This window comes from Streptomyces sp. GbtcB7 (assembly GCF_019091445.1).
Classification (GTDB): Bacteria; Actinomycetota; Actinomycetes; order Streptomycetales; family Streptomycetaceae; genus Streptomyces; species Streptomyces mirabilis.
This window is the reverse complement of the sequence record NZ_JAGXJM010000180.1, coordinates 1-360: the sequence shown is the minus strand read 5'-3', so window position 1 is coordinate 360 and position 360 is coordinate 1. Positions and strand designations below refer to the sequence as shown.

The 360-nt window shown below is 74.4% G+C and carries 1 protein-coding gene; it reads left to right on the top strand.

All coding sequences use genetic code 11. The features are described from left to right. Positions 1 to 360 (top strand): hypothetical protein (locus KVT44_RS55755; protein ID WP_217576902.1); only part of this gene is annotated, 360 nt, incomplete at both ends.

The following is a 360-nucleotide window of genomic DNA, read 5'->3' as shown; positions in this document are numbered from 1 at the left end:
GGGCGAGAGCGTCTGGGCCGAGCAAAGCCCCGCGCGGCTTCGCGGAAGCTACGCCGAGCGGCGGCGCGGCTTGGCGCTGCGGTGGCCGGCAGGTCAGCGGACGGATGCCGGGCCCGACGGGTTCGCGATCGACATCGTCAATGAGGGCGAGCGGCGGTGGGAACCTGACGGCGACACGTTCCACGTCGTCGGTGCGGTGGCGGGGCCGGGTGACCCGCGCGTGGTGATGCACTGGGCGGCTTCCGACGGGACGCCGGCGGTGGCGCTCGATCCCGGTGAGTACGCGCGCGTCCCGGTCGTGATCGATCGGGGGTCGTGGGCGCAGTTGGAGCCGGGCGAAGCGACCCTGCGCGCGTGGCT